The organism is Flavobacterium sp. GQ95, assembly GCF_059758655.1.
The window spans coordinates 102,982-128,577 of sequence record NZ_JCAXEB010000016.1; the positions used below are offsets into that span (position 1 = coordinate 102,982).

At 32.2% G+C, this 25,596-nt stretch carries 24 protein-coding genes; 10 read left to right on the top strand and 14 right to left on the bottom strand.

Annotated features, from left to right (window positions below; all coding sequences use genetic code 11):
• Window positions 1-64: 64 nt before the first annotated feature.
• Entirely contained in the window at window positions 65-1,222 is a 1,158-nt protein-coding gene (gene bamM, locus AC6CH4_RS23315; protein WP_498107267.1) for a BamM family beta-barrel-assembly machinery protein, read from the top strand.
• A 217-nt stretch (window positions 1,223-1,439) separates the two neighbouring features.
• On the opposite strand, the gene AC6CH4_RS23320 is transcribed toward bamM, so the two are convergent.
• The 3 genes from AC6CH4_RS23320 to AC6CH4_RS23330 all read right to left on the bottom strand — a co-directional run bounded on the left by AC6CH4_RS23320 (window position 1,440) and on the right by AC6CH4_RS23330 (window position 3,865).
• Window positions 1,440-2,393, bottom strand: coding sequence for a transketolase family protein (locus AC6CH4_RS23320; protein WP_498107269.1), 954 nt, complete (start codon window positions 2,391-2,393; stop codon window positions 1,440-1,442).
• Between the two features lie 73 nt (window positions 2,394-2,466).
• Complete coding sequence (locus AC6CH4_RS23325) at window positions 2,467-3,318, bottom strand: transketolase (RefSeq protein WP_498107271.1); 852 nt, start codon at window positions 3,316-3,318, stop codon at window positions 2,467-2,469.
• Window positions 3,319-3,565: 247 nt separating this feature from the next.
• Window positions 3,566-3,865 (bottom strand): hypothetical protein, encoded by a 300-nt coding sequence (locus AC6CH4_RS23330; protein ID WP_498107273.1) that lies wholly within the window; start codon window positions 3,863-3,865, stop codon window positions 3,566-3,568.
• A gap of 420 nt (window positions 3,866-4,285) precedes the next feature.
• Here AC6CH4_RS23330 and tgt point away from each other — a divergent pair, with 420 nt between their 5' ends.
• The 9 genes from tgt (at window position 4,286) to AC6CH4_RS23375 (ending at window position 14,722) form a co-directional block, all read left to right on the top strand.
• Window positions 4,286-5,416: a tRNA guanosine(34) transglycosylase Tgt gene (tgt, locus tag AC6CH4_RS23335; protein WP_498107275.1), complete on the top strand. Its 1,131-nt coding sequence runs from the start codon at window positions 4,286-4,288 to the stop codon at window positions 5,414-5,416.
• A gap of 101 nt (window positions 5,417-5,517) precedes the next feature.
• Complete coding sequence (locus tag AC6CH4_RS23340) at window positions 5,518-6,606, top strand: LptF/LptG family permease (protein ID WP_498107277.1); 1,089 nt, start codon at window positions 5,518-5,520, stop codon at window positions 6,604-6,606.
• The gene (locus AC6CH4_RS23345; RefSeq protein ID WP_498107279.1) at window positions 6,593-7,480 is read left to right on the top strand and encodes a DMT family transporter; all 888 of its coding nucleotides are present in this window, start codon (window positions 6,593-6,595) and stop codon (window positions 7,478-7,480) included. The genes AC6CH4_RS23340 and AC6CH4_RS23345 overlap by 14 nt, the downstream gene beginning before the upstream one ends.
• A 111-nt stretch (window positions 7,481-7,591) precedes the next feature.
• Window positions 7,592-8,545, top strand: a complete 954-nt coding sequence (locus tag AC6CH4_RS23350; protein WP_074659653.1) for an acetyl-CoA carboxylase carboxyltransferase subunit alpha — start codon at window positions 7,592-7,594, stop codon at window positions 8,543-8,545.
• A gap of 140 nt (window positions 8,546-8,685) precedes the next feature.
• Entirely contained in the window at window positions 8,686-10,230 is a 1,545-nt protein-coding gene (gene dnaB / locus AC6CH4_RS23355) for a replicative DNA helicase (protein WP_498107281.1), read from the top strand.
• Window positions 10,231-10,365: 135 nt separating this feature from the next.
• A complete protein-coding gene (locus AC6CH4_RS23360; protein ID WP_498107283.1) occupies window positions 10,366-10,731 on the top strand; it encodes a hypothetical protein in 366 nt (121 codons plus the stop codon).
• Between the two features lie 817 nt (window positions 10,732-11,548).
• Window positions 11,549-12,340 (top strand): sensor histidine kinase, encoded by a 792-nt coding sequence (locus AC6CH4_RS23365; RefSeq protein ID WP_498107285.1) that lies wholly within the window; start codon window positions 11,549-11,551, stop codon window positions 12,338-12,340.
• A gap of 114 nt (window positions 12,341-12,454) precedes the next feature.
• Complete coding sequence (locus AC6CH4_RS23370) at window positions 12,455-13,120, top strand: response regulator transcription factor (protein WP_498107287.1); 666 nt, start codon at window positions 12,455-12,457, stop codon at window positions 13,118-13,120.
• Between the two features lie 342 nt (window positions 13,121-13,462).
• A complete protein-coding gene (locus tag AC6CH4_RS23375) occupies window positions 13,463-14,722 on the top strand; it encodes an asparagine synthetase B (protein ID WP_498107289.1) in 1,260 nt (419 codons plus the stop codon).
• Here the strand turns inward: AC6CH4_RS23375 and AC6CH4_RS23380 are convergent, their stop codons facing one another.
• The 11 genes from AC6CH4_RS23380 to thrS form a co-directional block, all read right to left on the bottom strand.
• The gene (locus AC6CH4_RS23380; RefSeq protein WP_498107291.1) at window positions 14,723-15,526 is read right to left on the bottom strand and encodes an endonuclease/exonuclease/phosphatase family protein; all 804 of its coding nucleotides are present in this window, start codon (window positions 15,524-15,526) and stop codon (window positions 14,723-14,725) included.
• A gap of 258 nt (window positions 15,527-15,784) precedes the next feature.
• Window positions 15,785-15,952 carry a hypothetical protein gene (locus AC6CH4_RS23385; protein ID WP_157849277.1) on the bottom strand — a complete coding sequence of 56 codons (168 nt, stop codon included), beginning with the start codon at window positions 15,950-15,952 and terminating at the stop codon, window positions 15,785-15,787.
• A gap of 142 nt (window positions 15,953-16,094) precedes the next feature.
• Window positions 16,095-16,763, bottom strand: a complete 669-nt coding sequence (locus tag AC6CH4_RS23390; RefSeq protein ID WP_498107293.1) for a response regulator — start codon at window positions 16,761-16,763, stop codon at window positions 16,095-16,097.
• An 8-nt stretch (window positions 16,764-16,771) separates the two neighbouring features.
• Window positions 16,772-18,541: a tetratricopeptide repeat-containing sensor histidine kinase gene (locus tag AC6CH4_RS23395; RefSeq protein WP_498107295.1), complete on the bottom strand. Its 1,770-nt coding sequence runs from the start codon at window positions 18,539-18,541 to the stop codon at window positions 16,772-16,774.
• Window positions 18,541-20,265, bottom strand: a complete 1,725-nt coding sequence (locus tag AC6CH4_RS23400) for a tetratricopeptide repeat-containing sensor histidine kinase (RefSeq protein WP_498107296.1) — start codon at window positions 20,263-20,265, stop codon at window positions 18,541-18,543. The genes AC6CH4_RS23395 and AC6CH4_RS23400 overlap by 1 nt, the downstream gene beginning before the upstream one ends.
• A 168-nt stretch (window positions 20,266-20,433) precedes the next feature.
• The gene (locus tag AC6CH4_RS23405; protein ID WP_498107298.1) at window positions 20,434-20,868 is read right to left on the bottom strand and encodes a carboxymuconolactone decarboxylase family protein; all 435 of its coding nucleotides are present in this window, start codon (window positions 20,866-20,868) and stop codon (window positions 20,434-20,436) included.
• A gap of 78 nt (window positions 20,869-20,946) precedes the next feature.
• Window positions 20,947-21,519: a Crp/Fnr family transcriptional regulator gene (locus AC6CH4_RS23410; RefSeq protein WP_498107300.1), complete on the bottom strand. Its 573-nt coding sequence runs from the start codon at window positions 21,517-21,519 to the stop codon at window positions 20,947-20,949.
• 151 nt (window positions 21,520-21,670) lie between these two features.
• Complete coding sequence (gene rplT, locus AC6CH4_RS23415) at window positions 21,671-22,015, bottom strand: 50S ribosomal protein L20 (RefSeq protein ID WP_007810721.1); 345 nt, start codon at window positions 22,013-22,015, stop codon at window positions 21,671-21,673.
• A 101-nt stretch (window positions 22,016-22,116) separates the two neighbouring features.
• A complete protein-coding gene (rpmI, locus tag AC6CH4_RS23420) occupies window positions 22,117-22,314 on the bottom strand; it encodes a 50S ribosomal protein L35 (RefSeq protein ID WP_007810722.1) in 198 nt (65 codons plus the stop codon).
• Window positions 22,315-22,412: 98 nt separating this feature from the next.
• On the bottom strand, window positions 22,413-22,964 hold the full coding sequence (gene infC / locus AC6CH4_RS23425; RefSeq protein ID WP_072974136.1) for a translation initiation factor IF-3: 552 nt from the start codon (window positions 22,962-22,964) through the stop codon (window positions 22,413-22,415).
• Between the two features lie 22 nt (window positions 22,965-22,986).
• Complete coding sequence (gene thrS / locus AC6CH4_RS23430; RefSeq protein WP_072974134.1) at window positions 22,987-24,933, bottom strand: threonine--tRNA ligase; 1,947 nt, start codon at window positions 24,931-24,933, stop codon at window positions 22,987-22,989.
• Between the last annotated feature and the right edge of the window lie 663 nt (window positions 24,934-25,596).

A 25,596-nucleotide genomic window follows, 5' to 3' on the forward strand; every position in this document is an offset into this window, starting at 1 on the left:
AAAGTTAAATTCTTTACAAAAATAAATCAATATTGTATCTTGCGCACCTAAAAAATTAACAATAATGAATAAATTTAAATATTATTTTATTTTATTGCTTGCCGGTATTTCTATGGTTTCTTGTAGTAAAAAAGATGATGACGATCCGGTAGTGGTTCCTGTAAATGATTATACCGTACAATATAAAGCAGACAATGACTCTATTGTTAAATATTTAAATACTAATTATATTACTGTTACCAACGCTCCGGGTACTCCGCAAGATCAGGACGTTGTTATTAGTAAAATTACAGATCCTGCAACGCAGCCTTCTATTATGTCGTATCTTAATAGTGCTACTTTTCCTAAGTTGTTGACTAGAGATGTTTATAATGATGATATCACTTATAAAGTTTATTATTTAATCTTAAGAGAAGGAACGGGACAATATCCTATCAATACAGATAAGGTTGTGGTTGATTATAAAGGTAATTTGCTAAATGGAACTGCTTTTGATTCATCAAATGGAATTCCGATAAAAGCTCTTTTATGGCCGTATGATCCACGTGGTGCAGATGGATCATTTACTGTAATAGATGGCTGGTCAGAGATTTTTCCAAAATTTAAAACAGGTACTTCTACTACAGCTAGCGACGGTGTAATCACTTACAGTGATTTTGGTGCTGGTATAATGTTTTTACCTTCGGGACTTGCTTATTATGAGTCAGCTCAAACAAATATCCCTGCTTATACACCTATAGTATTTAGTTTTAAATTGTATGATTTACAAAGATTAGATCATGATGTAGATGGCGTTTATGATTATCAGGAAGATATTAATCATGATGGATACATATATGATTTTACCGATAAAGTAAAATATCCAAACCCACCAGCTAGTTTATTTGATGACACTGATGGAGATACTTTTGCTGATTTCGTTGATGCGGATGATGATGGAGATGGTTATACAACCAGATTTGAACTTACAAAACCGACTGGTGCTACCTATTCAGGAATAAGTAAATATTATCCTTATGATCCTATTTTAGATAATCCGAATACACCTAATACTGATGAATCTGAAATTTGGGGTATCCCGAGAAGACCAACAGGAGCGCTTGCAGATCCTACTAAGCCGGAATCAGTTACAAATTCAAGAGTATTTGTACCAGCGGATTACACAGATCCTGCAAGATTAAGAATGCACGTAGATAAAACGTATCCTTATCAAAAGAATTAAAGTCTAGTTTAATATAAGTAAAACCTCGAAATGAATTTCGAGGTTTTTTTATAAAGCAAAAAGAACTAGAGTTTGGCTTTTTCTTAATGGTAACTTTTATTATGGTTTCAGCGGTCGCTAGATTGTCTTATTTCAAAATAATTAGACTTGATTTAAGCATAAAAAAACCTCGAAATTACTTTCGAGGTTTTTTTATAAAGTAAGAAAATCTGAAAAATTATTTTCTTTTAATAACTCTTTCTACAGCTTCAACAATCGCTTGGTTGTTTAATTTGTATTTTTCCATTAATTGCTCCGGAGTTCCAGATTCACCAAAACTATCGTTTACCGCTACAAATTCTTGTGGAGCCGGAGTGTTTAAGGCTAATACTCTTGAGATGCTTTCTCCAAGACCTCCAAGAATATTGTGCTCTTCTGCTGTTACTACACATCTAGTTTTTGCCAATGATTTAAGAATAGCTTCTTCGTCAAGTGGTTTGATAGTATGGATATTGATTACTTCAGCAGAGATTCCTTTTGCTTCTAAAGCTTCAGCAGCGATAAGCGCTTCCCAAACTAAATGTCCTGTTGCTACGATTGTAACATCAGTTCCTTCGTTTAATAAAATTGCTTTTCCAATTACGAAAGGCTCATCAGCAGGAGTGAAGTTAGCCACAACCGGACGGCCGAAACGTAAATAAGCCGGACCGTGGTGATCTGCTAATGCTAGTGTAGCTGCTTTAGTTTGGTTGTAATCACAAGTGTTGATTACAGTCATTCCTGGTAACATTTTCATTAAACCAATATCTTCTAAGATTTGGTGTGTTGCTCCGTCTTCACCAAGTGTTAAACCTGCGTGAGAAGCACAAATTTTTACATTTTTATCAGAATAAGCAACAGATTGACGAATTTGATCGTAAACTCTTCCTGTAGAAAAGTTAGCAAAAGTTCCTGTAAAAGGAATTTTTCCTCCAATTGTTAAACCTGCAGCAATACCAATCATATTAGCTTCTGCAATTCCGATTTGGAAAAAACGTTCTGGGTGATTTTTCTTGAAATCATCAAATTTTAATGATCCAATTAAATCTGCACATAATGCAACCACGTTTTCATTTTTTTGACCTAATTCAGTCATTCCCGCTCCAAAACCTGAACGAGTATCTTTACTTCCTGTATTTATATATTTTTTCATTTTATTTTTTGCTGTACGCAATAGGCAGTAGGCAATAGGCATAGAGCTTATTGCTTAAAGCTTAAAGCTTTTTTTAATAATCGATTTGATCTGCAGAATAGTTTTGAGCTAAAGCACTTGCCAACTGATCGTTGTTTGGTGCTTTACCATGCCATGCATGTGTATGCATCATAAAGTCTACTCCGTTACCCATTTCAGTATATAATAAAATACAAACTGGTTTTCCTTTTCCGGTTCTTGATTTAGCATCAGTTAAACCTGCAAGAATAGCGTCGATGCTGTTTCCTTCTTTAATTTCAAGAACGTCCCAGTCAAAAGCTTCAAATTTTGCACGGATACTTCCCATTGGTAAAACTTCGTCAGTTGTTCCATCAATTTGTTTTCCGTTAACATCTATAGTCGCAATAAGGTTGTCTACTTTTTTTGCAGAAGCATACATAATCGCTTCCCAGTTTTGACCTTCTTGTAATTCTCCATCTCCGTGTAGCGTATAAACCAAATGATTATCTCCATTTAATTTTTTTGCCTGAGCTGCTCCAAGAGCTACAGATAAACCTTGTCCTAATGAACCAGATGCAATACGAACTCCAGGTAATCCTTCGTGAGTTGTTGGGTGTCCTTGTAAACGAGAGTTTAATAATCTGAAAGTTGCAAGTTCTGAAACAGGGAAATAACCGCTACGTGCTAAAACGCTGTAAAATACTGGAGAAATATGACCATTTGAAAGGAAAAAGATGTCTTCTCCAATTCCGTCCATATCAAAACCTTCTTTGCGCTCCATAATATTTTGGTATAAGGTTACCAAAAATTCAGTACAACCTAGTGAACCACCTGGGTGTCCTGAGTTGACAGCATGTACCATTCGAAGAATATCTCTTCTTACTTGGATAGTTAAATCGCTTAATTGTTGTGTGTTAGGCTTCATTTTATATGTAAAAGTTAAACTGGAGCAAAAGTAATTTTTATTTTGCGGGGAGACAAATGATTTTTTGCTTTAGTTTGCTGGAATTGTTAAATTCTGAGTGTTTTTTTATTGATGTGGAAAAAAACTTTTAAATCTTGTTGATAGTGTATAAAAGTTTGCCACAGATTAAAGAATTGAAATGATTTAAAAATCACTGTTAATCCTTTAATATGTGGCAAAATAATTATAAAACTCAGGGCAAAAAAGGTCATTCTGTATCGCCTTCACTGTAAAAATTGTTTTCCTCGTCTTCAGAACCAATTTCTTCCTGCTCATCATCAAGTTCTGAGCCCGGAACATCTAAATCATTTCCAATTTTATCACTGTTTTGTTTCCATTCATGATTGTCCTGATTGATGATTCTTTCACCTGAAATATCTTCCGGATCAATGTCTTCTAGTTTGTCTTCCTGATTGTAAATGTCTTCATTTGCCGGATAATCTATGTTTTCCAGGTTTCTTTCGATTTGATCTTCTTTAACTGGGTTATTGTCTTCAGAATTTATCATGATTTCTATATTTAATTGAGTATTTATTTTGTTTTTCTATTTCATTAAAATTAAGGAATTAATACTGTTGTGGTGTTACACTTTGCTACTGTGGATGTTGTAACTTTTACATTTGATTGTTTCCTGAAAAATGTTAAGGCCTTTTGCGTTAGGGATAGGAACGACATCTCCCGATTTAGAAAAACAAGGCTTTTTAACCGTAGTTTTTGTTAATCGGGAATATAGTGGATAGCCCGACCGGAGGGAACGCCCAAATGAAAGTTATGAATTATAAGTTATGAATTAGGGGTGTAAGTTAAAAGTTTCAGGTTTCCTTTGTTTCAAGTTGATGAAAATCATTTTCTAATTTTCTAATTGCCAAATTATCTAATTAATTTTCCCTGAAATTAGCTTATCTTTGCCGACTGAAAAAAGAAACAGATGAAGTTTGAATTATTACAAAAAGATCCGCAATCTAAAGCAAGAGCGGGAAGTATTACTACAGATCACGGCGTAATTGAAACGCCTATTTTTATGCCTGTTGGTACAGTGGCTTCAGTAAAAGGGGTACATCAACGCGAATTGAAAGAAGATATTAATCCGGATATTATTCTTGGAAATACTTACCATTTATATTTACGTCCGCAGACTGAAATTCTTGAAAAAGCCGGCGGATTGCATAAATTCATGAACTGGGATCGTAATATTTTGACAGATTCTGGTGGATATCAAGTATATTCTCTTTCGAATAATAGAAAAATCAAGGAAGAAGGAGTGAAGTTTAAATCGCATATTGATGGTTCATACCACTTTTTTACTCCGGAAAATGTAATGGAAATTCAGCGCACAATTGGTGCTGATATTATCATGGCTTTTGATGAGTGTACACCTTATCCATGTGATTACAGATATGCACAACGCTCTATGCATATGACACACCGTTGGTTGGATCGTTGTATCAATCATTTAGATAAAGTTCCTTATAAATATGGTTACGAACAAACGTTTTTTCCGATTGTTCAGGGAAGTACTTATAAAGATTTGCGTCGTCAGTCGGCAGAATATATTGCAAATTCTGGTCAGCAAGGAAATGCTATTGGCGGATTATCAGTGGGAGAGCCTGCGGAAGAAATGTATGCCATGACAGAAGTTGTATGCGAAATTTTACCAGAAGATAAACCCCGTTATTTGATGGGAGTTGGAACTCCAATTAATATTTTGGAAAATATTGCATTAGGAATTGATATGTTCGATTGTGTAATGCCAACACGTAACGCCAGAAATGGAATGTTGTTTACAGCAAACGGAACCATCAATATCAAAAATAAAAAATGGGAAGCTGATTTTTCTCCAATTGACGAAATGGGACATACTTTTGTAGATACTGAATATACAAAAGCTTATTTACGTCACTTATTTGCTGCCAACGAATATTTAGGGAAACAAATTGCAACGATTCATAATCTTGGTTTCTATATGTGGTTGGTTCGTGAAGCCAGAAAACATATCTTAGCAGGAGATTTTAGACCATGGAAAGAAATGATGGTTAAAAATATGAGCCAAAGATTATAAAAGAGTTTCAGGTTATTTTTGTTTCAGGTTTCAGGTTCAGTTGAGAACGTGAAACCTGAAACGTGAAACTTGAAACTTTTAAACTTGAAACTAAAAGTTTTATGCTGACTATAATAGATAAGTATATTTTAAAAAGATATTTAGCCACTTTCTCGGTGATGATCTTATTATTTATTCCGATTGGAATTGTAATAGACGTTTCTGAAAAGGTAAATAAAATGCTGGAAAACAAGATTCCGTTTCTGGATATTGCTTACTATTATTACAACTTTACTATTTATTTTGCGAACTCTCTGTTTCCGATATTTTTGTTTTTATCGGTTATCTGGTTTACTTCAAAACTGGCCAATAATACGGAGATTATCGCTATTTTAAGTTCAGGGATTTCATTTACGCGTTTTCTTAGGCCCTATATTATTGGAGCATCTATCGTTTCAGTTTTTGTGCTTTTAATGGGGTTTTACATTGTTCCTGCTGCAAGTGAAGGGTTTAATAATTTTAGATATACGTATTTAAAAGGAAACGGGAAAGCCCTGATGCGTGGTGAAAACACCAATGTTTACAGACAAATTAATGATAATGATTTTATCTTTGTTAATAGTTTTCAGGAAGAATCTAAAACAGCTTTCAATTTTTCGCTAGAGCATTTTGAAAAAGAAAAACTGAAATATAAAATTACGGCAAGCCGAATTAAATGGGACCCGGTTAAGAAAACCTACATTTTGTATGATTATACAAAAAGAACAGTTGACGAACTGAATGATGTAATTGAAAAGAGCCCGGAAAAACATATTCCTTTTAAGTTTGAATTAGAAGATCTGACTCCGGTAGTTTATATTGCCGAAACTTTGAGTCTTGGTAAACTGTATAAGTTTATTGATAAGGAAAGAAAAAGAGGTTCAGGAAATATTAATACCTATTTGGTGGTTCTTTATAAAAAATACAGTGTACCTGTTTCTGCCTTTATTTTAACTATTATTGCTGTTGCCGTTTCGTCTATGAAACGACGTGGCGGAATGGGGACTAATTTAGCTATCGGAATTGCAATTGCTTTTTCTTTTGTGTTTTTTGATAAAATCTTTGGTACACTTGCCGAAAAATCTACTTTCTCACCTTTATTAGCTGTGTGGTTCCCGAATATTGTTTTTGGAATTCTGGCAGTTTACTTATTACGTAATGCGAAACGATAATTTAAAAAGTTATTTAAATCTTCATTTAATTGTTTTTATCTGGGGTTTTACTGCCATTTTGGGCGCTTTAATCACAATTGATGCTGAAAATTTAGTTTGGTTCAGAATGCTTTTGGCCGGAATTTTTCTTGCCGGATTTATAGTTTATAAAAAACAATCTTTTGTAATATCGGCTCAGTCTTTTGCCAAATTAATTTTTGTGGGATTGCTGATTGCTATGCATTGGATTTTCTTTTTCAAAGCAATTCATGTTTCAAATGTCTCAATAACACTTTCGATATTTTCATTAGGTGCTTTTTTTGCTTCCTTATTAGAACCGCTTTTTTACGGAAGAAAAATATTATTTTACGAAGTTTTCTTCGGATTAATAATCATTGCGGGTTTAGCTTTGATCATGCAAGTTGAGGTTAAATACCTGCACGGAATGTATTATGCGCTGGCATCGATCATTTTAGGAGTTTTGTTTACTTTAATGAACGGGAAATTAATCTCAGACCACGAACCTTCAGTTATTACGTTTTATGAATTTGGCGCGGGAGTTTTCTTTATTTCTATTTATTTTTTAGTACAAGGAAAATTCACTGCAGACTTTTTTACAATGTCATTAAATAATTGGATTTTATTGCTCATTTTAGCTTCGGTTTGTACAGCTTATGCGTTTACTGCTTCTGTAAAAGTAATGCAGAAATTAACGCCTTATACGGTAATGTTAACGACTAATTTAGAGCCTGTTTACGGAATTATGCTCGCTTATTTTATACTTGGAGGAAAGGAGAAAATGAGTACAGAATTTTATATTGGTGCCTTAATAATTGTAATTACAGTTATCTTAAATGGCGTTTTTAAACATTATAAAAATAAGAAAGAAGTGTAATAGTTTACTTATTTTTAAATCACAATTTGATACTTTACTAACAATTAACTGTGCCAATGATATAATATTTTTATATTTGCGGTTCGATTTACAAACAAAATTCAAAAATCCATGGAATATTTAGATTTTGAGCTTCCAATCAAAGAACTTGAAGAACAGCTGGAAAAGTGTGTTATAATTGGAAAAGAATCTGATGTTGATGTAACACCAACCTGCAAGGAAATCAACAAAAAATTAGTAGAGACTAAAAAAGAAATATACAAAAACCTTACTGCCTGGCAACGTGTTCAGCTGTCAAGACATCCAAACAGACCTTATACTTTAGATTATATCAGAGCAATCTGTGGTGATACTTTCTTAGAACTTCACGGAGACAGAGGTTTTAAAGATGATAAAGCAATGGTTGGCGGATTAGGGAAAGTAAACGGACAATCGTTTATGATCGTTGGTCAGCAAAAAGGGTTTAATACAAAAACGCGTCAATACCGTAATTTTGGTATGGCAAATCCCGAAGGATATCGTAAAGCTTTGCGTTTGATGAAAATGGCAGAGAAATTTGGAATTCCGGTTTTGACCTTAGTAGACACTCCGGGTGCATATCCAGGATTAGAAGCGGAAGAAAGAGGACAAGGAGAAGCTATCGCAAGAAACATTTTTGAAATGGTTCGCCTGCAAGTGCCAATTATTACAATCATTGTTGGTGAAGGTGCTTCTGGTGGAGCTTTAGGAATTGGTGTTGGAGATAAAGTTTATATGTTAGAGAATACTTGGTATTCTGTAATTTCTCCAGAATCATGTTCTTCCATTTTATGGAAAAGCTGGGAGTACAAAGAACGTGCTGCTGATGCTTTGAAATTGACTTCATCTGATATGAAAAGACAAAAATTAGTGGATGATGTAATTCCGGAACCGTTAGGTGGAGCGCACTATGATCGCGAAACTACTTTTAAAACAGTAGCCGAATACATCACCAAAGGATATAACGAATTGAAAGACTTATCAACAGCCGACTTAATTGCCCAAAGAATGGACAAATACAGTAATATGGGCGAGTATAAAGAGTAAATTCTTACAAGATTGATTAAAATCCGAAGCCTTACAGTTTCGGATTTTTTTTTGGTTATGAACAAAAAAAGCATATTTATAAACAATTAATAGTTATAACTCGATAGCAATTTTTTTTTAAAATTTGTTACTTTCGCTATATGGAAAATTTCAAGAACATAAACCCTGTAAAGGTAGATAAAACCACAATTATTAATTTAGAAAAAGGAAAATTACCTCCGCAAGTGCTTGATTTAGAAGAAGCTGTGCTTGGGGCAATGATGATTGATAAAAAAGGGGTAGATGATGTAATTGATATTTTACAACCCGATGCATTTTATAAAGATGCTCATAAATTTATTTTCGAAGCAATTGTTCAGCTTTTTACAGAAACGCAGCCAATTGATTTGTTAACTGTTTCTGCTCAGCTAAAAAAGAACGGAAAATTAGATTTAGCAGGAGGGGATTTTTATTTAATTCAGCTTACGCAAAAAATTGCTTCTTCGGCGCATATTGAATTTCACTCTCGTATCATTCTTCAAAAATTTATTCAAAGAAGTTTGATTCGAATTTCTTCTGAAATTATCGAAGCATCTTACGATGAAACAACAGATGTATTTGATTTGTTAGATCAGGCCGAATCAAAATTATATGAAGTTACACAAGGAAATATAAAGCGTAGTTCTGAAACAGCTCAGAGTTTAGTACTTCAGGCAAAAAAACGTATTGAAGAAATTGCCAAACAAGAAGGTTTGAGTGGTGTTGAAACTGGTTTCACTAATTTAGACAAGCTTACTTCCGGATGGCAACCTAGTGATTTAATTATTATTGCAGCCAGACCCGCGATGGGAAAAACTGCTTTCGTGCTTTCAATGGCTAGAAATATGGCTATTGATTTTGGACACCCGGTTGCATTGTTTTCTTTAGAGATGGCGTCGGTTCAGTTAATTACAAGGTTAATTTCATCAGAAACAGGATTGTCTTCAGAGAAATTACGTACTGGTAAATTAGAACCTCATGAGTGGGAGATGTTGAGTACAAAGGTGAAAAACCTGGAAAAAGCTCCTTTGTTTATTGATGATACACCATCACTTTCTATTTTTGATTTAAGAGCAAAATGTCGTCGTTTGGTTTCGCAGCACGGTATCAAAATCGTGATTGTTGATTATTTACAATTGATGACTGCCGGAGGAAATAGTAAAGGAGGAGGAAATCGTGAGCAGGAGATTTCGACAATTTCCCGGAACTTAAAAGCATTAGCAAAAGAGTTAAATGTTCCGGTAATTGCACTTTCGCAACTATCGCGTGCCGTTGAAACCCGTGGTTCCAGTAAGCGTCCGTTGCTATCGGATCTTCGTGAATCTGGGGCAATTGAGCAGGATGCGGATATTGTTTCGTTTTTATACCGACCAGAATATTATAAAATTGATGAGTGGGATGATGATGAGGCTTCACCAACAGCTGGTCAGGCAGAAATTATGATTGCCAAGCACCGTAATGGTGGTATCGAAAATGTTCGATTGAAATTTTTGGGTCACCTTGGAAAATTTGATAACCTTGATGATTTTTCAGGCAGTTATGACGATTTACCTTCCAAAATGAATCATGATGATAATCCGTTTATCACTAAAAATCTGCCTTCTCCAAATGAAGCTTTTGGTAGTAATCTAAATGATGACGATGATGATAGTGATGTTCCGTTTTAATAAAAAATTAAAGGCCTTTTTGTAAGGCTTTTTTTTATGAACAATTGTTAAAATGTTAATAAAAATTCAGTAGTTTAGCGCGGCAGTTGTTAAATCAATTGTGCTATTAAATCATAACCAAAAACAAATTAAATTATGTCAAAAGAATTACAAAATTTTGGAAGCGTTGAAATCCCTGTCACTGAAGCAAAGGTTTGGGCAGAAAAATATCGTCGAGCTCCTGGTTCAGATGAAGATGAGAAGAGTAAAATTACAGCTTATCTTATTCCGTTAGAAACTTTAAAAGCAGTATTAGAAAACCCAATTGATGCTGTTCGAGCATACAAGGGAATTAATAATGCTGGTGAGCAAGTTTTGTTTTTTGTCGGAACAAAATTAGATGAAAAGGGGATTTACAGAGATGTCTTCTTTCCTGCAAATGAAATTGAAAACGACGGAGATGTTGTTTATGATGCTACACGCCCATGTCCACCTAATGGAGATCCAGATAGTCCTTTTTAATTGAAATAGATGTTATATCTTTTTTTTACATATTTTGGTTATTTAGTTCTAATAATCAATTTTATATTATATGCAAAAGGCTTTTTCAAATCTGAAAAAGCCTTTAAGATATATACTTTTTATCTTTTTCTATTGGTCATTATTCAATTAACAATGGAGGTTTTAACGTCGTTAAGCATTAATAATCTCTATTTGATCCATCTTTATTTCATTGGTCAGTTTATTTTATTGGGTCTTTTTTACATAACACTTTTACAAAATAACTTTCAGGAAAAAATAATAACATTTTCTCTGTTTTTTGGTTCCCTACTATTAGTAATCCAATATATATATGAGCCTGGTTTGTTTTTTAAATTTAATTTATTTGAGATAGTATTAACCTCGTTATTTGTTGTTGTTTTTGCATTACTTTATTTATACAAAATGCTCACAGACAGTAAAAAGTACTATTATATTACGGTCGGAATCATAATTTACCTATTAACAAGTACGGTTTTATTTTTGGTTGGTAATCTTACGATTGGTTTGAGTAAGGAAGTAAGATTGATAAGTTGGAATTTAAATGCATTTTTTGTTGTGGTGAACCAATTGTTTATTTTATATGAGTGGAAAGTAAGTTTTTCTGGAAAAAAAGTGAAATAGAACAATTTTATTATAATAAAATCTATATTGGAATATATGTTTTGATAGAGATTCGTTTTATATTAGCTTTTTACTATTTAATATTAGTAAAGAGTTTATTTAATGTTTTTTTAGGACTAAGAAATACAGAACGTAATTAAGATTTAAAAGTGAACACAAATAAACACCAATTGCGATGAATAGTAATTCAATTCCTGATAAAGAAATTGTTGCAATAATTTTATATACATCATGTTTTTTCATGATTCTTGCTGTCTTTTTAATTGTGTTTTTCTATTTTTCCAGAAAGAAAATTATTCAAAAAGAGTTAGAGAAAAGGGACTTGATATTACAATATCAAAAAGAGCAGCTGTATGCTGTAATCATTGCACAAGAAGAAGAACGCAAAAGAATTGCGCAAGATCTTCATGATGATATTAGTTCAAAACTCAATATTGTTTCTTTAAATACACATTTGCTGTCAGCACCAAATTTAACAGAAGCAGAAACAGCTGAAATCACTGAGAATATTATTAGTTTAACGACCAAAGCATTAGAGAATTCACGAAAAATTGCTCATAATTTATTACCTCCCGTTTTTGAAAAATTTGGACTTAATGCAGGTATTGAAGAATTATGTGAAGAGTTTGAAAGTAGTAAAACAGTAAAAGTATATTATAAAAATGAGATTGATTTTAATGATAGTGACATCGATCGTCATTTGCACATCTTTCGAATTTTACAAGAATTAATGAATAATTCACTACGACACGGAAAAGCGACTGAAATTTGGATTTCTTTTAAAAATATTGAATCCGTTGGTACATGCAATTATGAAGATAACGGTGTTGGATTTAATAGCAAAAATGCAGAAAATCAAAAAGGTTTAGGAATGAAAAACATTGATAGCCGAATTTCTTTTTTGAATGGTAATATCAAAATAAACTCGCAGATTAATAAAGGTATTTCTGTTATTTTTACTTTTTAAGTTAATATTTAAAAATAAATCAGCTTTTTAAGTATTATATCACGATAATTGAACTGTTTTCTAATCCATATTTTGTAATTTCGGCAAACCAAATGACCAAAAACTGAATTAATAATGAGTGCAGATATTAAAATTGCTTTAGTTGATGACGAAGTTTTATTTCGAAAAGGGATTGCTTTTTTATTGCAAAGAGAAGAGAATATCGAAATTATTTTTGAGGCCTCAAATGGAGAAGAACTTCTCTTAAAATTAGGAGAGAATGAAGTTAAACCTGATATAATTATCATGGATTTAAAAATGCCTGTTTTAAATGGAGTTGAGGCAACAAAAATTATTCGAAAATCTTTCCCTGATATTAAAATAATTGCCTTAACTAGTTATGATACTAAATCGTTTATTGCAAATATGATCCAGGTAGGAGCAGTTGCTTATCTTATAAAAAACACAACTCCCAAAGATTTGATTCATACAATTAATGAAGTGGCAATTAAAGGATTTTATTATAATGAAAATGTATTAAAAACAATTCAGGAGACGATTATTTCATCGAAGAACTCAAAAGGAAATTTAGAGACTAGTTTTCTTTCACCTCGTGAAATAGAAATTCTTCAGCTCATTTGTCAGCAAAAAACAACTTCTGAAATTGCTGATCGTCTTTTTTTAAGCCCAAGAACAGTAGAAGGACATCGTAACAATTTGTTGCTTAAAACAGAATCTAGAAATATTGCAGGTCTTGTCGTATACGCTATTCAGAACGAAATTGCTTTTCTAACTATTTGAAGTTAGCTGGTCAAAAATTGAATGGATAATACGTAGTACAAAATTATAGTAATCACAAGTACACAGATACCTATTTTTTGTAAAAGACTGAGCCCCTTTGGCTGGTTATTACTTTCATTAAACTTCATGTATTGGCTTTTCATCGGTTAATAGTTCAATGATTTGAATGACCAAATGTAATTAGAATTTCTTTTTGTGACATAGGTGTTTTTACCTGTTTTTTACATTGAAAAATAGTAAAACAAATAATCATTTCTGTATTCAATATTTCTCCTTTAAAAACACTTAAGCCAATTGTGTTTTTTAATGCTTCCTTTATATCTTTACTAAAATAATTTTCTAATGTATAAGAGTTTAATCTATATTTTCATGCTGTTGCTTTCTTTTACGGCAAAAGCTTCATTCATTTTACTTCCGATGGACGAAACGACGCAACAAAATCACCTTAAAGCGTACGGAATTACATATTGGTGCTTAAGCAAAGATTATAAAGCTAGTTGGTTACTCAATTATCGTGGAGGTTCATTTTTGTTACCAGATGCAGAAGAGATTCGTAAAGAATGTCAGATCCGGGGCGTAAGTTTTGAAATACTTTCAGATAGTGAAGAAGCTTCTATTTTAAATGAAATTTCAAGCCCATCGCAAAACATGGAATCCGTAATTCTTGAAAAAGCACCAAAAATCGCTGTATATACTCCAAAAGGAAAGCAACCTTGGGATGACGCGGTAACGCTGGTGCTGACTTATGCCGAAATTCCTTTTACGCCAATTTATGATGAAGAGGTTTTAAGTGATCAATTATTGCTTTACGATTGGTTACACTTACATCATGAAGATTTTACAGGGCAATATGGGAAATTTTATGCTGCTTATAAAAACACACCTTGGTACATTGATCAGAAAAAAGATGCAGAAGCATTGGCAACAAAATTAGGTTATACTAAAGTTTCTCAGGAAAAAGGCGCTGTTGCAAAAAAAATTAGAGATTTTGTTATTGGAGGAGGATTCATGTTTGCAATGTGTTCTGCTACTGATAGTTTTGATATTGCACTTGCTGCTGATGGAGTGGATATTTGCGAAGCAATGTTTGACGGTGATGCCAGTGACTCCAATTATCAGGCAAAATTGAATTACGGAAATTCGTTTGCTTTTAAAGATTTTACACTAGAAAGAAGACCCGAACAATATGAATTTTCAGATATTGATATGACATTAAAGCGTAAAATTCCTGTCGAGAAAGATTATTTTTCGCTAATGGAATTTTCTGCAAAATGGGATCCAATTCCCAGTATGTTGTGTCAGAACCATACACAATTAGTAAAGGGATTCATGGGACAGACAACATCATTTGATTCTGCATTTGTAAAATCGAATATATTAATAATGGGTAGCTGTGAACTCAATGGAGAAGCAAGATATATTCACGGCGAAAAAGGGAAGGGAATGTTTACCTTTTTTGGAGGACATGATCCTGAAGATTTTCAGCATCAGGTTGGAGATCCGCCAACAGTTTTAGATTTACATCCAAATTCTCCAGGATACCGATTAATTTTAAATAATGTTTTATTTCCTGCAGCAAAGAAGAAAAAACTTAAAACATAGTTACTTTAACGAAAACTCAAACCAAATCGGAATATGATCTGATATTTTTCGGGCTTCTTGTAAAGAATTAAAAGTTTTATAGAAAGGTATTACACCTGAATTTTTATATTCTAGAGAATTTAACTTGTAAAAAATATTATCAAACTCTGATGACAGGCAATTGTTATTTTTGCATTTATGTTTTAATGAAGTTTTTTGATTTTGCAAAATAGAGGTATATCCTGTTTTTTTTAATGGATTAAAAACAGAATGAGACTGAGGACAGTTAAAATCTCCTATAAAAACTAAATTCAAATTGGGGTATTCAGCAGGTAGAAATTTAAAGTATTTAATTTCTGTTTCTGGCTGTTTGTTTTTTGTAATGGCATGAAAGTTAACTAAAGTAATTGTTTTTTGGTCAATTTCGAAAGTAGCAAAGTAAGGTTCTCGGTCAATTTCTAAATGATATTTTTTTTCAAGCCACGGATTACCTTTTAATTTTATCTTTTTGACTTTCCAAATAAAAGCATAACGCTCCGTTTTGTAACTACTGCTACTAGTTGGATTACTAACCACATAATCCCATTTTGAGCCTTTTTCATTCAATATTCTATTTAGTTCTGCAACAGCTTGTGCACCACCGTAACCTGCAACAACCTCCTGTATTGCAATTATGTCGTAATTAAGAATAGTGTTGGCAATAAAATTTAATTCATCACTAGATTTTGATTTTCCAAAATTTTCTAAATTCCAGGAGAGGATTTTAGTTTGTGAAAAAGAGAGGATGCTAAAAAGTAGGAGAACAAAACTTAGGATGTTTTTCATGCAGAATTTAAAAAATCAAATATAAGTAAATTAAAAATGGGGAATATTTTAATTACTCTAATTTTTACATGTAGTTTAAAGTGAAAAATCTATTTAAGAGAATGCTTTTTCTGTTGTGTAGTTTTTTCCTTGATGAATCTTTGGAATCATTATTTCTGTTTTAGAGCTATACCAATGCAACATAAGAATAATGCATATTAATATAATTAAAAAGTATTTTTTCATATCTAATGAAAGTTAAGATTGAAAAATAACTTGTTAATGTTTCTTGTATCTATTTTTTAAGGCGGTTGAAATAATAATAATTTGTAAAACAAGAAGTGCCGGAATAAAAATAATTTTCCAGTCAACTTCAAGCCAACCCGATTTTTCAGAGACGAAAGCAAAACTTACTGAAAGAAAGATACATAGTAGCATAGTTTTCATAATGATTTTGTTTTTGGTTGTATTAATTTTTGAGATAAAATTAATTTGGAATTTAGGTTTCATTGGTTGGTTAATAGATTCAAACAAAGTTATAAGGATAAAAAAACATTTCCTTACGGGAATCCGTAAAGAAGATGAAATTTTATACTAAGCCGAAATCTTTAGCAATAGCAATTAAGTGAACATTATTGTTGGCTTTAAAATATATTTTTAATTTATTGATTCTTTTTTCGATGCTACTTGTTCCATTAGGGGTAATCGAAGAAGATTTAAATTCATTTGAAATGCTTTCTAAGATATATCCCTGCGCTAATAATTTTAGAATTGAAATATCATAGGATTCAATTTCAATCAAAGCTTTATCGTTAAAACTAAACGATAAGTCAGACGATAGAATTTTCTCATCTCCTCTAAAAGTGCCTTCAACAGCTTTTCTTAGTTCATTAATACTGTTTCGCCCTTTTGAAACATAAGCATTTATTCCTAAATCATTAAAAAGCGTTTTAATTCGGTATGATTTGTCTTCAATAGAAAATACGATCTTTTTTAGAGAAGGTTGTACGTCATTAATTGCCTTAATAAGATCTTCACCATCAGAAAGTTCTGTTTTTCGATGATCTGATTTGAATGATAAATCACTAATTAATAAATCATAAGGCTCCTTATCATTGAGTCCTTTCTTTATTTTTAATAAGCCATCATCACAGTACTTTACATGATGTATGGTTGGTATTTTTAAGTCTTCAAGTACTTGTATAACAGCTATACTTATACTATCTAAATCTTCGGCTACTAAAACTTTTTTAAACATATTGTATCTTATAAAGGAAAATTGAAACTGATTTTAAAACTATTTTGGGAATTATTGCCAAAAATAATAGTTCCATTGATAGTTTTAATACGGCTTTCCACATTTTGGAGACCATTTTTTAAAATTAATGTGTTATTTTTAATTCCCACACCATTATCAATATAGATAACATGTAAATTTTTATTCTTTATATTGAATGAAATGCTTGCTAGAGTTGCTTCGCTGTGTTTTTTCATGTTAACAAATAACTCTTGTAGAATCCTGTAAAGAATTATTTTTTTATTCCTGTCTATTTCATTCCAACGAATAGTATCAAAGCCATTTATTAAGATATTAATTTCTGGAGATTTGTATCCTGAAATCATTTCTTTAACCGCTAGGGGGTAATTTTTATCTGTTGAGATATTACTATTTTCTTTTGAAATAGTTCTTGTTCTAGAATAAATAGCATCTAAATTATTTAATAATTTTTCTTTATTTTCCTCTTTTTCAAGATCATTAGTTTCAGTAAAGGCTATAGTTTGATACACGTCATTAGCAAGCTCATCATGTAGTTTTTTAGATATCCGTATTTCGCTGCTAAAAATGGCGTCATTTTTTTCTTTTTTACCTTTTGAGGTTAAATGAAAATAAAGGAATGAAATGAGACCTAAAACAAATGCTATTATCACATATAAAATAATAGTCCTGTTTTTCTCTTTTTCTATTTGCAAGTCGTTTTCAATTTTTTGTGTTTTAAGAAGTAAGTTTTCTTCTTTATCTTTTTGAGAATCATATTTAATTGCTGTAAATTGATTTCTTGATTTTCGATTGGATAACTCTACACTGTCAACAAGTTGAATATATTTAAAACTGTATTTCTTTAAGCTTTTTGCATCGCAACTTTTGATGACACAAGCTAAACTGTAAATCTTACCGTTAGCAGAATGGTTTTTGACATCAGTTTCATAGGCAAGTTTAGCATATTTATTTGCTAACTTAGGATTACTTTGTCTAAAATAAAGCGAGAGATGTCTGTAACTAACCGCAAGTCCAGCTGGAGTTTTAGGATCTAATCTTATTTTTAGCCCTTCATAATAATATTGTAAAGCTTTTTTATAATTTCCCTGGTTATAGTAACAGAAACCTAAATTGTCTTTTATAAAGGAATAATCACTGTTATTAATATCGATATCATTAGAAAGGTTTTTTTTTGAAACTAATATTTTAAGTAAAACCTCTGCTTCTTTGTATTTTTTTTGCTCCATAAAAACAATAGCTAAATTATTTATGGCAACACGCTTTCTCCAGGCACTTGATTTTAGTTTTATGGCTTTTTTTAAATATATAATTGCATTTTCATTATCATATTTGTTCATGTAATTTATCGCCAACAAATTATAAACGATCCAGGAGTATCGAGGATTTTTTATTTTTTTTAAATAGGGTAATGCTTCGGTTGCAGAAGTTTCACTAGCATTAAAATTTGATAACTGATATTGGAGTTCAGCTATGCAGGACAAGGCATAAACATAATCAATTGTATTTATTTCAGGGTCGCAAATTTTTTTTACTTTGTTGAAAATGTAAATGGCACTATCTTTTTTATTGGAATCAAAATAGACATCAGCAATATCGGTTAACCTTTTTATTTCTTCAGTACGATCTGGTTTTTGTTTTACTACTGTTTTCCTTTGACAAAAGTTTACAAACAATACGGCTATTAATAATAAAGTCAGTATTATTAGTAAATATTTGAGTAGTGTCTTTTTTGAAAAAGAATAAAGATGTTTTTTCATTACAATGGAAATTTAATGAAAACCTTAAAACCTTTTTCAGGAGCAGTATCAATATCAATTTCTCCTCTTATACTTAAGATTCGGCTTTCGACATTATGTAAGCCATTTTTGAAAATTATATTATGGACATCAAAACCTTTTCCATTGTCAGTATAGTTTATAATAACGTTTTTATCTGTTTTTTTGAAATTAATCCCAACTAAAGTAGCATTACTGTGCTTTTTCATATTTACAAGCAGTTCTTGTAAAACTCTATAAACCGTAATTTTTTTATTTTTTTCGATTTCGCTCCAAGGAATAGATTCTATGTCATTTAATAAAAGATTAGTATTCGCAGTATTAAAACGGGAAATCATTTCTTTTAAGTAAAAAGTATATTTTTCAGAAGTAATTATAGGGCTGTTTTCCTTTGAAATATCCCGTGTTCTTAAATATATAGCATCTAAATTAGTTAGTAACTGTTCTTTGTTTTCAGATATTGCAAGATTTTTATTCTCAGCAAAAGCCATAGTGTGGTAGATGTCATTGGCAAGTTCGTCGTGAAGCTTCTTTGCGATTCTCGTTTCACTTTTATAGGTGGCTTCAATTTTTTCTCTGTTCCCTCTTGAAGTTAAATAGAAATATAAAATTACAATCAAACTTAAACTTAAGGCAATTAGAATATACGAAATAATATTTCGATTCTTTTGTTTTTCCAATTGTAACTCATTTTCTGCTTTATAGGTTTTTAATTTTAAATTCTCGTCCTTTTCTTTTTTAGTGTCATACTTAATTTTTGCAAACTGATTTTTTGATTTTTGTCTTACTTCTGTAATACTATCGTTTATATCAATGTATAAGAGAGAATATTTTTTCAGTTCATAATCTCTAGAATTATTTATTAATTGTTTTAATGCTAACATTCTGCCGTCAGCATCCCTTATGGTCGTATACTTTATATAGCTTAATAAAGCATATTGTGATGACAAACTGGAGTTGTTGATTTGATAGAATTTAGAAAGATGAAGATAGATTTTTCCAGCTTCCCATGTATCGTTTATTTTATTGCTCAGTTGCAAAGCTTTGTTGAGATATGACAGTGCCAGAGGGTCTCCAATCTTGAAATAGCAGAAACCTATATTGTCTAATACTTTTGCATAGTTCTCAGTAACTTCAATTATTTCTTTTTGCTTGCTTAAAGTAAGATAAATTTGAAGCGCTTCTCTATATTTATGTTGTTCTAATAAAACGACGGCTATATTGTTTTTGGCGCTCAATTTTCTCCATTCGCTTGTTTTTAAATTCAGAGCTTTATTGTAATACGCAGAGGCATTATTAAAATCACTTTTACATAGAAAAGTGTTTCCAAATTCTATATAGGTATTCCAGATATATTTCTGTTTTTTTACATTTTTTAAATAAGGTATCGCTTCTGTTAATGTCGATTCACTGCCGTCATAATCTCCATAGTAGCGTTGAATTTCTGCCATGCTGTTTAGGGTACTGACAAAATTTTCCGAATCAGTCATCGGATCACAAATTGATTTTACTTCATTGTAATAATAAAATGCGCTATCAAAGTTTTTTTTATCATAAAGCTTATCTGCAATAACGATTAATTTATTGACTTGTGCCTTAGTGCTTTTTGGTACGACAATAGCAGTATGTTTCTTTTTTTGACAAGAAAATAGAATAAGAAATAGTATTGTAATGTAAAGAATTATTTGGGGCCTTTTTGTAATCATGAGCCAAAAATAGAAAATTTTAATTCTTACGTACACGTATAAATACGGTATTTTAAATTATTGCAAAAATTATATTTTTTTTATTCTCATTTACAAGTACATACAAACAAGCCCTCTTGTGTGAGGGCTTATGTTTGCTTGAATGTTGTAAAATTTATCTTTATAAAATCATGAAGCTCTCATTCCTGTGGCAACGCCAATTCGATTCCATGCATTTATGGTAATAATCATCATAATGATTTCTGCAAGGTATTTTTCGTCAAACAATCGAGCCGCATTTTGATAAACTTCATCAGAAACATGATTACTGATCATTGTTACCTGTTCAGTTAAAGCTAGAATAGCTTTTTCTTCTTCTGTATAAACATCAGCTTCACGCCAGGCACTTAATAAATAGATGCGTTGTTCAGATACGCCATATTTTCTGGCATCGGCTGTGTGCATGTTAATACAGTAAGCACAACCGTTTATTTGAGAGGCACGAATTTTAATTAATTCTTTATGTACAGATGTTAATGAAGTAGTAGAAATGTATTTCTCTAAATTCATCATGGCTTGGTAGGCTTGTGGGGCAACTGTTGGGATAACGATTCTTGGTGTCATTTTGTGTGTTTTTAAAGTTTGATACAAAGTTGAGGCATATCTGCTTTAAAAAACTTGAACTACTTCAAGAAATAAGAATCATACTTTTCCAGCTCTGATTTTACTCATAAACTCAGCCGAGAAATCTAAATAAGATGCAATCATATATTGTGGAACGCGTTGTACAAATTCTGGAAAATGACTATTGAAATGATGGTATCGTTCTTCAGCTGACATAGTAAATAAGAATTTAATCCGCATTTGCATGGCACCAAAAGATTTTTGAGATACAATTCTAAAATAACGTTCCAGTTTCGGAATTTGAATTAACAGAGCTTCAAGTGTAGGTTTTTCAATAGCAATGACTTCTGAGTTCTCAACGGCCTGAATATAGAAGTGAGAAGGTGTGTGGTTGTGATAACTTAATAAATCAGTAATCCACCAGTTCTCAATACCAAATTGAAGTGTCTGTTCACTTCCCTTGGTATTTATGATATATTGTCTCATACAGCCTTTAACGATAAAGTACATTGTATTGCAAACCTGTCCTTCCTTTAGGGTATGTTCTTTCTTTTTTATTTTAGAAAGTTGTAGGCATGATTCTAAAGTATCGATCTCTGAAGGTTCTAAAGTGATGAATTTTTCGATATGTCGAAAAAGTGCTTCGTGCATATGATTTTTTGATTTAATACAAATTTACTTTTAAAATTTAATTTATAAAAGATGCAAAAAAAATAGAAACTAGTTTAAAACAAAAAACCACTCGCAATGCGAATGGTTTTTCTATGATAAGTAAGTAATCTAAATTGAGTTTATAAAACGTTTATTTTACTTTATTAAGTATTGCTTTGAAAGCTTCAGGGTGGTTCATAGCTAAATCTGCAAGAACTTTACGGTTCAATTCGATTCCGTTAGCTTTAACTTTACCCATGAATTGAGAATAAGACATTCCTTCCAATCTAGCCCCAGCGTTGATACGTTGAATCCATAATGCACGGAAATTTCTTTTGTTTTGTTTTCTATCGCGGTAAGCGTAGCACATTGCTTTCTCTACTGCATTCTTAGCAACTGTCCAAACGTTTTTACGTCTACCAAAGAAACCTTTGGCTTGCTTCATTATTTTTTTTCTTCTTGCTCTTTTAGCAACTGAATTTACCGATCTTGGCATAATTTTAATGTGTTTTTGTAGCAGGCGTCCTGAATTGAATCAAAGGAACTTAAAAGCCATACTCCAAGGTTATATAAATAATTTTTTAACCTAAAGAATTATTAGATAATTCTTAATTGTTGTTTAATGCTTTTCATATCTGTAGAGTGAACTAGCGCTGAGTGAGTCAAAGCTAATTTACGTTTTTTAGATTTTTTAGTCAAGATGTGACTTTTAAAAGCATGCTTTCTTTTAATCTTTCCAGAACCAGTAACTTTGAAACGTTTCTTGGCGCTAGATTTTGTTTTCATTTTAGGCATTTTTCCTAGTGTTTTAATTTATTCTTACTTACTTATATCTTTGTTTCAGGTTTAAAGTTTCAGGTTCGATGACTGAATACTGCAACTGTAAACTGAGACTATTTTTTCTTCTTCGGAGCAATGAACATAATCATTCTCTTTCCTTCCAAAACTGGCATAGCTTCCACTTTACCATGTTCTTCTAAATCTGTAGCCAAACGTAGTAATAAAATCTGTCCCTGATCTTTATAGATAATAGAACGTCCTTTAAAGAATACGAATGCTTTTAATTTAGCACCTTCTTTCAAGAATTTTTCAGCATTCTTTCTTTTAAATTCATAATCATGCTCATCTGTTTGAGGACCAAAACGAATTTCTTTTACTACAACTTGCGTAGACTTAGCTTTTAAAACCTTATCACGTTTCTTTTGTTCGTAAACAAATTTCTTGTAATCCATGATTTTACAAACCGGCGGCTCAGCGTTAGGCGAAATCTCAACCAAATCTAATTCGAATTGATCTGCTAAACGTAAAGCTTCAGCAAGCTTAAATACACCTGGTTCGATGTTCTCGCCTACTAATCTTACTTCCTGTACACCACGAATATTATTGTTTATTCTGTGTGCATCCTTTTTTTCTACTCGAGGTTGATAACCTCTGTTGCTTCTTATTGCTATGACTTTATAATTTAAGTTAAACTGTAAAAACTTTTAATGTCTTTTTTATTTCTTCGTCTACAATCGCGACAAATTCATCAATTGTAACTGTAATATTCCCTTTTCCTTCTTGACCGTGACGACGAATAGAAATTGTTCCGTTTTTCTCTTCTTCCTCACCAACAATCAGCATAAATGGTATTTTTTGCATTTCTGCATCTCTAATTTTCTTACCAATTGTCTCACTTCTGTTGTCAATTAGGGCGCGAATTTCGTGATTTTCTAGCAAATCTAAAACTTTTTTAGCATAAATTTCGTATTTCTCGCTCAAAGACAAGATTATAGCCTGCTCAGGCATTAGCCAAAGTGGGAAATTTCCTGCAGTGTGTTCTAGTAAAATTGCAATAAATCGTTCCATCGATCCAAATGGAGCTCTGTGAATCATTACAGGGCGATGTAATTCATTATCAGCACCTTTGTATGTCAATTCAAAACGCTCAGGCAAGTTGTAGTCAACCTGAATAGTTCCTAATTGCCATTGTCTTCCTAAAGCATCTTTTACCATAAAGTCAAGCTTCGGTCCGTAAAAAGCAGCCTCGCCATATTCTACTACAGTATTCAATCCTTTGTCAGCCGCAGCATTGATAATCGCATTTTCAGCTTTCTCCCAGTTTTCATCAGAACCAATGTATTTCTCTCTGTTTTCCTGATCTCTCAACGAAATTTGAGCTGTAAAGTTTTCAAAACCTAAAGAACCAAATACGTATAGTACTAAGTCAATTACTTTTTTAAACTCTTCGTCTAATTGTTCCGGAGTACAGAAAATATGAGCATCATCCTGAGTAAACCCTCTCACACGAGTCAAACCGTGCAATTCTCCAGATTGCTCATATCTATAAACAGTTCCAAATTCAGCATAACGCTTTGGTAAATCTTTATACGACCAAGGCCTTACGTTGTAGATTTCGCAGTGGTGAGGACAGTTCATTGGTTTCAATAAAAATTCTTCACCTTCAGCAGGAGTATTTATAGGTTGGAAACTATCTGCACCATATTTTGCATAGTGTCCAGAAGTTACATAAAGTTCTTTCTGTCCAATATGTGGAGTAACTACTTGCTCGTATCCTGCTTTCTTTTGAGCTTTCTTTAAAAATTGCTCTAAACGGTCTCTAAGCGCAGCACCTTTTGGTAGCCATAATGGCAAGCCTTGTCCAACCTTCTGTGAGAAAGCAAACAATTCAAGTTCTTTACCTAATTTACGGTGATCACGACGTTTTGCTTCTTCAAGAAGTTCAAGGTATTCAGTTAAATCTTTTTGTTTAGGGAAAGATGTGCCATAAACACGAGTCAACTGTTTGTTTTTTTCGTCACCTCTCCAATAAGCTCCGGCAACGCTCATGATTTTAAAAGCCTTGATAATTCCGGTATTCGGAATATGTCCGCCTCTACATAAATCAGTAAAAGTAGCATGATCACAAAAAGTAATAGTTCCGTCTTCAAGATTCGAAATCAATTCAGTCTTGTAAACATTATCTTTATACATTTCTAATGCGTCAGCTTTGCTAACCGGACGCATTTTAAATTCATGTTTTTCTCTTGAAATCTCAAGAACACGATCTTCGATCTTTTTAAAGTCAGCTTCTACAATTTTCTGATCTTCAAAATCGACATCATAATAGAAACCATTAGCAATTGCAGGTCCAAGGGTTAATTTAATTCCAGGGTACAATTCTTCAAGAGCTTGCGCCATTACGTGCGAAGTCGAATGCCAGAAAGCTTTTTTGCCTTCTGCATCATTCCATGTATATAAAATAAGACTACCGTCGGTCGTCAATGGAGTTTCGGTTTCTATTGTTGTACCATTAAAAGACGCAGAAATCACGTTTCTTGCAAATCCTTCACTAATGCTTTTAGCAACCTCCATCGGAGTTACGCCTGAGGCAAACTCTCTAATTGACCCGTCGGGTAAAGTAATCTTAATCATTGTTTATAATTTTGTGAATGCAAATATAGCGCATTACTAAAATACATACAATACATATATGCATGTTTATACCATATATATGTTAGGAATTAATGTCATACTTAACTTCATGCTTTTCTATGCATATATATAAGGTGAAAATTATACTATTATATATAAGAGTGGTTTATTAAACTGAGGGGAGTTGAAGTCCTTTTTGAATATGGATTTCATTATTGGAATTTTCAGGAGCTGTTTCCCGCTGTTCCTTCCAATCTTTTGTGCCGAACCCCGGCACAAAAGGATTTTCCCTCCCATCGGGGCTAGGGGAGTTGTTTTCAAAAGAAGGACTACATATATATTGTATAAGAAGTGGTGTAGTGAAAAAGAAACTTTGTGTCTTGATACCTTCGTGGAAAAAACGAAAAAAGGGATATCGCGATGAAATCGCAAAAAGTAGAGCAGGGAGATATGTTATAAAGTTCTCAGAAAAGAATGTATTGCTGTGTAAAGTCCGTAAAAATCGCACATACGCAAATGAAAGAATTGAGATAAATACAAGTGCTACGGAATATTCTTATAAATAACAAAAAAACTTCAAAAGCTAAGTTTTAAGTTATCAGAGTATTAAGAAAAAGTTTTAAAAAAGATCAAAAAAAGTCATTGAAAAAGCTTGCAGAACTC

Coding starts and splice junctions, on each gene's coding strand:
- dnaB (WP_498107281.1), top strand. CDS start 8,686: ATGGAAAATTTCAAGAACATAAACCCTGTAAAGGTAGATAAAACCACA.
- AC6CH4_RS23380 (WP_498107291.1), bottom strand. CDS start 15,526: ATGAAAAACATCCTAAGTTTTGTTCTCCTACTTTTTAGCATCCTCTCT.
- AC6CH4_RS23365 (WP_498107285.1), top strand. CDS start 11,549: ATGAATAGTAATTCAATTCCTGATAAAGAAATTGTTGCAATAATTTTA.
- AC6CH4_RS23400 (WP_498107296.1), bottom strand. CDS start 20,265: ATGATTACAAAAAGGCCCCAAATAATTCTTTACATTACAATACTATTT.
- AC6CH4_RS23340 (WP_498107277.1), top strand. CDS start 5,518: ATGCTGACTATAATAGATAAGTATATTTTAAAAAGATATTTAGCCACT.
- AC6CH4_RS23370 (WP_498107287.1), top strand. CDS start 12,455: ATGAGTGCAGATATTAAAATTGCTTTAGTTGATGACGAAGTTTTATTT.
- AC6CH4_RS23395 (WP_498107295.1), bottom strand. CDS start 18,541: ATGAAAAAACATCTTTATTCTTTTTCAAAAAAGACACTACTCAAATAT.
- AC6CH4_RS23390 (WP_498107293.1), bottom strand. CDS start 16,763: ATGTTTAAAAAAGTTTTAGTAGCCGAAGATTTAGATAGTATAAGTATA.
- rpmI (WP_007810722.1), bottom strand. CDS start 22,314: ATGCCTAAAATGAAAACAAAATCTAGCGCCAAGAAACGTTTCAAAGTT.
- bamM (WP_498107267.1), top strand. CDS start 65: ATGAATAAATTTAAATATTATTTTATTTTATTGCTTGCCGGTATTTCT.
- AC6CH4_RS23410 (WP_498107300.1), bottom strand. CDS start 21,519: ATGCACGAAGCACTTTTTCGACATATCGAAAAATTCATCACTTTAGAA.
- AC6CH4_RS23405 (WP_498107298.1), bottom strand. CDS start 20,868: ATGACACCAAGAATCGTTATCCCAACAGTTGCCCCACAAGCCTACCAA.
- AC6CH4_RS23320 (WP_498107269.1), bottom strand. CDS start 2,393: ATGAAAAAATATATAAATACAGGAAGTAAAGATACTCGTTCAGGTTTT.
- rplT (WP_007810721.1), bottom strand. CDS start 22,015: ATGCCAAGATCGGTAAATTCAGTTGCTAAAAGAGCAAGAAGAAAAAAA.
- AC6CH4_RS23325 (WP_498107271.1), bottom strand. CDS start 3,318: ATGAAGCCTAACACACAACAATTAAGCGATTTAACTATCCAAGTAAGA.
- AC6CH4_RS23330 (WP_498107273.1), bottom strand. CDS start 3,865: ATGATAAATTCTGAAGACAATAACCCAGTTAAAGAAGATCAAATCGAA.
- tgt (WP_498107275.1), top strand. CDS start 4,286: ATGAAGTTTGAATTATTACAAAAAGATCCGCAATCTAAAGCAAGAGCG.
- AC6CH4_RS23385 (WP_157849277.1), bottom strand. CDS start 15,952: ATGAAAACTATGCTACTATGTATCTTTCTTTCAGTAAGTTTTGCTTTC.
- AC6CH4_RS23350 (WP_074659653.1), top strand. CDS start 7,592: ATGGAATATTTAGATTTTGAGCTTCCAATCAAAGAACTTGAAGAACAG.
- AC6CH4_RS23345 (WP_498107279.1), top strand. CDS start 6,593: ATGCGAAACGATAATTTAAAAAGTTATTTAAATCTTCATTTAATTGTT.
- AC6CH4_RS23375 (WP_498107289.1), top strand. CDS start 13,463: ATGTATAAGAGTTTAATCTATATTTTCATGCTGTTGCTTTCTTTTACG.
- AC6CH4_RS23360 (WP_498107283.1), top strand. CDS start 10,366: ATGTCAAAAGAATTACAAAATTTTGGAAGCGTTGAAATCCCTGTCACT.
- thrS (WP_072974134.1), bottom strand. CDS start 24,933: ATGATTAAGATTACTTTACCCGACGGGTCAATTAGAGAGTTTGCCTCA.